The sequence below is a fragment of the Nonlabens sp. genome, from assembly GCF_047636915.1.
Taxonomy (GTDB): Bacteria; Bacteroidota; Bacteroidia; order Flavobacteriales; family Flavobacteriaceae; genus Nonlabens.
Window position 1 is genome coordinate 1 of sequence record NZ_JBLIGN010000115.1, and the last position, 6415, is coordinate 6415.

Below are 6415 nucleotides of genomic sequence, written 5' to 3' on the forward strand. Positions count from 1 at the left end.
TGCTTTAACATCTCGATACTTCGGCAAGCTCAGCACAGGAAAATCGGTGTTGGAAAGCATCACACAGGCCGCTGTAAGAATAAAGAATACATCTTCTTTTACTCGTCATCATGTAGCGTCTTCCTAACTTTTATTTTTTTAGTTGACTCCATGCATTTGTAGCAATTTTATAGTAAAGATATTTTTGTCATAACTTTATAAATTAAAAAAGCACAAATTGATCTCCTTCTACAAGACGCTCTTCTCTAATAATATATGCATCTTCTTCTGCAAACTTTAGTCTTTCATAAAGACAGCGGTCGTAATCTTTAAACAATTTATCTCCTACAGGTTTCAATAATTCCAATCCGTTTGCTTCTGGATTCTTTATTTTTTTTGAGATAGGATAAGCATTGAATCCTTTAGAGTCAAACGGTTGCATCATTCTAGAAATCTCTTTAGCAGAACTATCTGATTGCAGCCATTTTTCTTCATCTTCTTTACTCAATACTACTGGAGCTCTGTGATGCTCTATTCTTTCTGTAAGTCTATTTGCGGCGCTAGTTATTACCGCAACAGTATGGTGCAATTCTCCGGTTAATGGATGTTGCCAAGTGTCATAAATTCCAGCCAAGGCAAAAGGACCGCGATCACGATTGGGATATACCAAATACGGTTTATTCAGTTTTTCTTGTTTGGGGCCTTCTATAAATGCATCTACAAGGACTAGACATCGTTGTGATTTCATAGCGTGACGAAACATAGGTTTGTTAAAAATTCCCATCGGTCCTTCATAATGAGGATCGTTTTCTGGATTAAAACTTCCTTCACTACGCGCATTGATCATGTATGTCTGCTTGTGTGCCCAGTTAGGTGTGTACCCTAGCGTATACATTTGTATATGGTTAGGCTGCTCGCTTGTTATGACAGGTATTTTATTACCGGCGCTAATATTTACGTTTTCCTTAAGTTCAGCGCTTTTTATAAAAGCGGCATTAAAACGCTTCTCTAAATCTATTGCTGGTGTAATTATCGTTGCTCTTCCACACATAATTAATAGTATTTTGGAATATTTCCAAGAATTATTCCTGTTGACGATTCAAATGTATGGAATAATTCCAATATAATGGAAATAATCCTATGTTAAAATTGGAATTATTCCTAAAAGACCTATATTTGCTGTATGGTACAAGAGATTCCAACAGAGGCAAAAAGATTCAAACAGGTACGAGAGGACTTGGGGAAAACACAAAGCGAGTTTGCAAGCTTGCTTAATGCAGGTAGCACAACGGCTGATATCGAGCGTGGTAAAAAGAAAATTACGGGTAAAATCGTAACAGAACTATTGCGACAGTTTAATGTGAATCCGCTGTGGTTGTATGGAAATAGCTACAATAAATATTTAGAGACGAGTACGAGCACTGCGCCTAAAATTATTACTATGGACACTAATGATCGTGAAAACATGATCATGGTTCCCATAAAAGCTAGCGCTGGATATGCGAGTAATGTACAAGATACGGATTGGTACAATGAGTTGCCAGCTTTCAATATACCCTTACCACAGTATAGAGAGGGAAGTTACCGTGCTTTTCAAGTAAAAGGGGATAGTATGTTGCCTGTTTTACAACCGCAGGAATGGGTGATGGGAAAAGCAGTAGAAAGTGCCCGCATGGCAAATGATAATCGCATTCATGTAATCGTTACTGTGGACAGTATACTGGTTAAAAAGCTACGCAAGTCTGAATCTCCAGAGGCGGTTCTTTTGATCTCGCTTAATAGAGATTACCCTGTGATAGAACAATCAGTTGTGGAGATCAAAGAACTTTGGGAAGTGAATTCAAAATTGAGTTTTGATCTCGATGTGCATGAAGGAGAGGAAGCGATGATTTCTTTAAAACAAGGACTGGACAGTTTGCGGGAAGAAATACAGAGCATGAAAAAAGGAACTTCATAAAAATTTCTTAGAGAGGCTTCCGCTTCCGCGAAAGCTAAATATATTTAAAGAAACTTTTATTTAATGAACTTTGATACACTTTACGATTTCCTGCAAGACTTGCAAAAGAACAACAACAAAGATTGGATGGATGACAATCGCAAGCGTTATAAAGAAGTGCGCGATTGGTATATTTCCTGGCTCAATGAGCTCGATGTGGAATTGGGAAAGGTAGATCCTAACTATGTTTCCATAGAAGGAAGAAAAGCCATCAATCGCATCAATAACAATTTGATGTTTCATCCTAGCAAGCCTGTTTACAAAGATCATTTTGGAGCTGGAATGGACCTCAATGAAAAAGGAAAGCAAGGGGATTTCTATATTCATTTAGGAACAGAAGAGTCCTTTATCGCCGGCGGATTCTACAAACCAAAAAAAGAATTGTTGGATTCTATAAGAGATGGGATAGATTACAACGGTAAAGAATACAGGAAGATATTGAACAAGAAATCTTTTAAAGAAACCTTTGTTGTCATAGATGATGGTGATTCCTTAAAAACGTCCCCTAAAGGCTATTATCAAGATCATGAGCATATAGAGTTGCTGCGATTAAAAACATTTGCCGTACAACATGATCTCACTCAAAAACGAGTGATGCAAGACGACTTTATGCAACATTGTGTAGCCGTTTATAAGGAGATGATTCCGTTTAGAGCTTATTTGAATAAAGCGGTAACGGTTTAGGTTTCTATTCTAGCCATTCATAGAGTGGTATTTTCCTTTTCCAGTGATTATCTAGCTTTTCTAAAACTATAGTTTCACCAGAGCTATCCTTTTGCATGTTCAGGTAAGTGAGGTCCTTCAGCTTATTAAATATTGGGGCAGTAAATTTTAGAAAGCTATAATTACCCTTTGTGTTATTGATAGTATCTACTGATTCTATTATGGATTCAAAGGAATGGCTTGACCTACTTTCACCTCTCAAATCAAAAAAATGAAAACCGTAATTTGATAATTTCTTTAAGTTAACATTGGAAATACGCTCTCTTTATTGTCGTAGAAATAAAGTGTCAGATTCATTTAAAGACTTATAAATAGAGGTTGATTTGCTTAAATAATTATTCAAAGCTATAAGAGGCGGCCTATCTCCAGAGCTAAAGTTTGATATCAATTCACTTTTAGAGTGAAGTATTTGAAGGTCTGTAGTATCAGACAAAATTTGATTTAAAAATTCAATTGTAACGTCATTAGAAATAGGTCTTATTTTTGAATCTCTTTTTACAGCTGATGAAATAGATAAAGATGAAAAAGTTAAGAAGCGCTTTTCATATACGTTACTGTTCCCTATAAAACACCTTAAACTCAGCACCCATTCCATAATCATTATTACCAGACCTTACCAACTTACTATTGGGATTGTAAGTAAGGTCAAATAATTGCCAAGCTTTATGATTAAAAAATATGCGTCTTACCCACGTATTTTTACCTTCTATTTCTTTTGTAAAAGGGAGTAGTGGCCGGTAGGTGGTAGATACTTTTTCAACGCCACCTCTGGTTTTGATCTCTCTGTATTTTTTTGCTTTGATGAGTTTTCCATTAGGTTCTGTATATCCTAATACTTGGATGGAAGCAAAGATTCCGTTTTGTGGGATGTAAATTTTTAATTCTTCTATATCCAGCTCAAAAGGATCGTCTGTGGTTTGATTGATGAGGAATGTTTTTGAGGGGTATAAAGACCTATCTTCTGGACCGCCATCGTTTTTTACATCATAAAAGGAAACTCTAAATAAGGTAGAAAACTTGCGCAACTTTCCTTTTTTACTGGACTGGCTGGCTTCCAAAACAACCGGTAGTTTAAGCTGGGTAATTTGTGTAGGCGCGCCGTCATAACGGTTAAATTTTACTGCGATTTCACTTTCTACGGTAGGCAACCAGCAATCAAAATAATTATCGTGACCTATTTCCTTCTGTTTTCGGTATTTGTATTTTCCTGTAAGAGGAGCGCTTAGGATCACTGTTTCCAGTTCATCTGCTTCTTGAGAAAGGAATATTTCGGTTGGTAGGTTTTCTACACTAATTCCTAGATCTGCATATCCAATACTGGAAAAGAATAAAGAATCTACATCTTTATACAGCTTTTTTGAGAACCTGAAACTTCCCTCATCATCTGCAAAAGTTCCTTTGCCATTACCAAAACTTATGGTTGCAAATGCGATAGCTTCGTTAGTTGCGCCGTCCTTTATAGTAATATCTTGACTTGTTCCTAAATGGAAGTGGAACAGAACAAGACTAATCCAGAATAAGTTTTTCATCTATTGTTTTTAAATAAGCTACAATTTCTCTTGTTGCGCCACTATTGCTATTGATCCAGTGACCACAAATCATTCCAGTTTTATCTCTTAAATAATCGTCTTCTAGAAGTTGGTCTGTTATGGATTCAAATTCAAGAGCATTCTTCACAGAAAATAAGCCTCCTAAATCTTCTAATTTGCCAGCTTCTGGGAATTTTTCATAATTCTTACCTATCATAACAGGAACGCCATAGGTCGCTGCTTCTAGAATGTTGTGCAATCCTTTGGTTCCCATCGCGCCACCTACGTAGGCAAGATCTGCATAGCTGTATACTTTGGTAAGAAGCCCGATGTTATTTATTATTAAAGTGGAAGGGGAACTCCATTTTTCAGTCTCTTTATTTTGAATATCGCTCCATTTTATGCAGGGATAGTTAAGTGTTTTTTCTAACGTGCGTATAGAGGCTTCCTTGACCTCGTGAGGGGCAATAATGACTTTGTATGTGGCGTTGGTGTCATTTCTTTTCAACCAGTTTTTCATGATCGCAATATCTTCTGGCCATGAGCTTCCTATAACGAGACACTTTTTAGTCCCTATAAAGCTTTCTATTTCCTTTACGGTACTGTCTCTCTCGATGAGTTGGCTTGCCCTGTCAAATCTGGTATCACCACTTACACTGGCATTTGTGTATCCTAGCTTTTCTAAATGTATAAGAGAAGAGTTATTTTGCAAAAAGAAATAGTCAAAACTCTCTAAGGAACGGGCCATCCATTTTCCATACCAACTATTAAAAGGCATCTTATCTCTAAACACCCCACTTACAAGAATAGTTTTACAATTGGTTTCTTGGAGTGCGTTTAAATAATTAGGCCAAAATTCATATTTGACCATAATCGCGAGCGATGGTTCTACGGTTGCAATAAATTTATTTACGTTGCTTACCGCATCAATAGGTAAATAGCAAACTACATCTGCCAGGTGCGTGTCTTTTTTATTCTCGTAACCGCTGGGTGAGAAAAAGGTTAGAACGACTTGATATGCTGCTCGATCTATTTTTTCCAATACAGGAACAACTTGTTCAAACTCACCTAGACTTGCTGCATGCACCCATATTTTAGGCATAGACGACTTCACTTTCTGGTCTAGAATGTCCCAAGTGCGTTCCCGACCTTGCACACCTAACTTTAGTTTTTTATTAAAGGCTCCAGCTAGTGGCAGGCATGCTTTCGCAAAAGCAGAAAAAATATCGTAAATCGTCTTCAAAAATCAGTCTTTTTTCAAATGTAATATAATATTAAGGTTTAGGCAATCCTATCATTATTGCTTATTTTTACAAGGGCGAGCATCATCAAATGCGCGTTTATAACAAACTTTGCAAATGCGTAAAATACAGATGGTTGACCTTCAAGGTCAGTACGAAGGAATAAAAGATCGTGTAAATAAAGGTCTTCAAGAGGTCATTGAATCGGCGGCTTTTATAAATGGTCCAGAAGTTCATGCTTTTCAGAAGGAGCTGGAAGAATATTTAGGAGTAAAACATGTTATTCCATGCGCTAATGGAACTGATGCCTTGCAAATAGCAATGATGGGATTGGGTTTACAGCGAGGTGATGAAGTTATTACAGCCGACTTCACTTTTGCGGCAACAGTAGAAGTGATTGCGCTTTTGAATTTGACACCTGTACTGGTCGATGTGAATCCGTATAATTTTAATATCGATATCGAGGCTATTAGGAAAGCGATCACTCCTAAAACAAAAGCTATTGTGCCGGTACACCTATTTGGTCAGACGGCAAATATGGATGAGATCATGGCAATTGCAAAAGAGCACGATCTCTATGTTATTGAAGATAATGCACAAGGAATAGGGTCTAATTATATGCATGGTAATGGTTCTAAATCTAAAACGGGAACTATAGGACACGTAGGAACGACATCGTTTTTTCCTTCTAAAAACTTAGGTGCTTATGGAGATGGTGGTGCTATCTTCACTAATGATGATGATCTGGCCCACATTATTAGAGGGGTCGTAAATCACGGAATGTACGAGCGTTACCATCACGATGTGGTAGGTGTAAATTCCAGACTGGATGCTATGCAGGCGGTTGTTTTAAGAGCAAAACTACCTTTTTTAACAGATTATAATAATGCCCGTAGAGATGCGGCTAGAAAGTATACAGCGGCTTTTGCAAATGAGGAAAAGATCCT

General features: G+C 37.2%; 6 protein-coding genes. 3 read left to right on the plus strand and 3 right to left on the minus strand.

The features are described from left to right. Window positions 1-202 precede the first annotated feature (202 nt). Entirely contained in the window at window positions 203-1030 is an 828-nt protein-coding gene (locus tag ACJAT0_RS12070) for an SOS response-associated peptidase (protein WP_374002703.1), read from the minus strand. A 132-nt stretch (window positions 1031-1162) separates the two neighbouring features. Here ACJAT0_RS12070 and ACJAT0_RS12075 point away from each other — a divergent pair, with 132 nt between their 5' ends. Then, window positions 1163-1936, plus strand: a complete 774-nt coding sequence (locus tag ACJAT0_RS12075; RefSeq protein ID WP_374002702.1) for a helix-turn-helix transcriptional regulator — start codon at window positions 1163-1165, stop codon at window positions 1934-1936. Between the two features lie 63 nt (window positions 1937-1999). Beyond that, window positions 2000-2659, plus strand: coding sequence for a DUF2461 domain-containing protein (locus ACJAT0_RS12080; protein ID WP_415181858.1), 660 nt, complete (start codon window positions 2000-2002; stop codon window positions 2657-2659). A 590-nt stretch (window positions 2660-3249) separates the two neighbouring features. On the opposite strand, the gene ACJAT0_RS12085 is transcribed toward ACJAT0_RS12080, so the two are convergent. Then, the gene (locus ACJAT0_RS12085; RefSeq protein WP_415181859.1) at window positions 3250-4227 is read right to left on the minus strand and encodes a carboxypeptidase-like regulatory domain-containing protein; all 978 of its coding nucleotides are present in this window, start codon (window positions 4225-4227) and stop codon (window positions 3250-3252) included. Next, window positions 4205-5470 (minus strand): 3-deoxy-D-manno-octulosonic acid transferase, encoded by a 1266-nt coding sequence (locus ACJAT0_RS12090; RefSeq protein ID WP_415181860.1) that lies wholly within the window; start codon window positions 5468-5470, stop codon window positions 4205-4207. Before ACJAT0_RS12090 ends, ACJAT0_RS12085 begins: the two co-directional genes overlap by 23 nt. A 115-nt stretch (window positions 5471-5585) precedes the next feature. On the opposite strand from ACJAT0_RS12090, the gene ACJAT0_RS12095 reads away from it, so the two are divergent. Then, window positions 5586-6415 (plus strand): DegT/DnrJ/EryC1/StrS family aminotransferase (locus ACJAT0_RS12095; RefSeq protein ID WP_415181861.1); only part of this gene is annotated, 830 nt, incomplete at its 3' end.